The 2590-nt window shown below is 67.7% G+C and carries 1 protein-coding gene; it reads left to right on the top strand.

Features of this window, described 5'->3' with window-relative positions; translation table 11 throughout:
- On the top strand, positions 1-2590 hold a 2590-nt coding region (locus ASG72_RS20980), incomplete at both ends, for a DUF5801 repeats-in-toxin domain-containing protein (protein WP_244488718.1).

Here is a 2590-nt window from a genome sequence, read left to right as displayed (position 1 = left end):
CGGCGACAGCATCACCCGCTCGGCAGTGCTGGACCTCGTCACGACCAACGGCTCGGGCATCACGTTCGACGATGACGGCCCGCAGATCCTGCCCTCGACGGTCATGGTCAGCGAAGAGCTGAGCTATACCGGCATCAAGGCCGGCAATGTCGACGAGCGCGGCATGGATGGGGCAGGGGACCGGGATGTCCTGCTCTCGGGCGAGGGCGGGTCGGGCAATAATGACGACGCCATCAACACGACCGGCGGCGATATCGGCGTCGGCGACCAGTGGATCGACGGCGAAAGCTCGCAGGGCCAGGGCAAGCCGGCCGAGACGCTGCGGTTCGACTTCGTCAACTCCGTCAACCTGGCGGCCAATCCGCAATATGCGGGGCATTATACCGTCGACTCCGCCTCCTTCACGGTGGCGCAGATCAAGGGCGGCGGCGGCAACACCGCGACGGTCTTCATCCAGGTCTTCACCGCGAACAACGATACGGATTACGGCAACGACACGCTCCTGCCGATCAGCGGCAACGACATCACGGTCACCGGCGATCTCGTTTTCACGCGTATGGCGGTCTATGACGCCGCCGGCACCATCATCGGCTTCGTGCTGAGCGGGCTGAACGAGGGCGCCAAGGTCACGGTCAACACCACCGACGCCTTCAACCGCCTCGTCATCTCCAATTATGACGGCGTGACCGCGCGCACCTCGCCGGGCGGCGCGACCACCACCTTCAGCGGCGGCAGCGATTTCGCCGTCGGAGGCGTGTCCTCGACCGTGCTGTCGCCGATCACGCTGAAGGTCTCGATCGACGAGAGCGCCGGCGTCAACACCGCCGCGGATCCCAATCCGGCCAATGACGTGGCTGCGCCCCCTGCGGCCCTGGCCGGCGCTCTCGCTGGCGCCGGCGCGGCGCTGGGCTATGCCCAATCCTCGGGGGTAACGGCGAGCGCGCTGTTCACCTCGAATTTCGGCTCCGACGGCGCCGGTTCGGTGACCTATGCCCTGACCACCGGCACCGCTGGCGGCGCCTTCGCCGGCACCTCCTCCGGCTTGAACAGCACGGTGGCGGTCAACGGCAGCACCGACATCAGGCTCTATTCCGAGACGCTGGCGGGCGTCAGCGTCGTCTGGGGCATCGTCGGGGGCGATCTCACGACAGGGACCAAGGCCTTCGCGCTGTATCTCGACACGGATGGCACGCTGTGGGTCGCGCAGTTCCGGGCGATCGCTCATGACGCCGACGGCAACACCGCCGCCGCCTATGACGACATCGCCTCGATCACGGCCGGCCTCGTCTACGTCACCGCCACCGTCACCGACGGCGACGGCGACAAAGCCTTCGCCGTCTCGCCCGCCGGGCTGCAGATCAACTTCCAGGACGATGGTCCTGCGGCGGTGAATGACCTCGACCTGGTCAGCAACGCCAGCAACCTCGCCAGCGGCAACGTCATCACCGACCTCGCCGTCAGCGACGATGTCGACGGGGATGCGGGCGCCGACCGGGTCGGGACCGATGGCGCGACCGTCTCCCAGCTCTCGGCCGGTCAGATCAGCGTGTCCGGCTTCGATCCCCAGGGCAATCTGGTGGTGACCACGGCCAACGGCTCTCTCAGCATGAAAGCCGACGGCAGCTATGTCTACACGCGCAGCGGGACGGGCCCGATTTCGGCGACGGAGGTCTTCACCTACACGCTGCGTGACGGCGATGGCGATACCGCGACCGGCACCTTGACGGTCTCGATCCGCGACGCGGGCGTCAGCATCACCGATCTCACCCCTGCGGGCAGCGGCGGTGACGCCATCGTCGACGAGGACGATCTGCTGGCCGCGCGCGGACCCGGCGAGTCGGCCGGCTCGGATGGGGCCCAGCCGACCAGCACGACGGGTACGTTCAGCTTCAGCGCGCCTGATGCCGCCGCGTCCTTCGTCATCGCCGGCGTGACCTTCACCTTCGCTCAGATCGCCGCAACCGCTGCGACCCCGCTCTCGGTGGACACGCCGCTGGGCAACAAGCTCTATCTCACCGGCTTCAGCGGCAGCGCCACGGCCGGCACCGTGTCCTACCGCTTCGAATTGCTCGACAACGAGTCGCATGGCACGCCCGGACAGGATTCGATCTTCGACTCGATCGACATCGTCATCGCGGATGCCGACAACGATGCCAGCGCCCCCGCGGTGCTCGCGATCCAGATCGTCGACGACGTCCCCACGGCCTCGGCGACGACCCTGTCGCTTTCGGAAGGCGGGACCGCCGTCGGCCAGCTCGCTTTCGTCGCGGGTGCCGATGGAGCGGCCGTCCTGTCGGTCTCCGGAACGACGCTCGTCTTCGGCCCGGACGGCTGGTCACAGCCGATCGTCTCGCCGCAGGGCTCGCTCCAGGTCAAGGCGGACGGGTCCTACCAGTTCACGGCGCAGGGAGAGGATCCCTATCTCGACGCGGGCACGGGCAGCTTCGCCTTCACCATCCGCGACGGCGACGGCGACCTCGCCAATGCCAGCCTGGGCGTGACGGTCTCGGATACGATCGATCCGACCACGGTGTCGCTGAGTGCCGACCCGACGGCGCTGGAGGGCGCGAACGTCATCACCTATACGGCG

It is taken from the genome of Allobosea sp. Leaf344 (assembly GCF_001426225.1).
In the GTDB taxonomy this organism is placed as follows: Bacteria; Pseudomonadota; Alphaproteobacteria; order Rhizobiales; family Beijerinckiaceae; genus Allobosea.
Note: the sequence above shows the minus strand (reverse complement) of the source record. Positions and strands in the feature narration are given on the sequence as shown.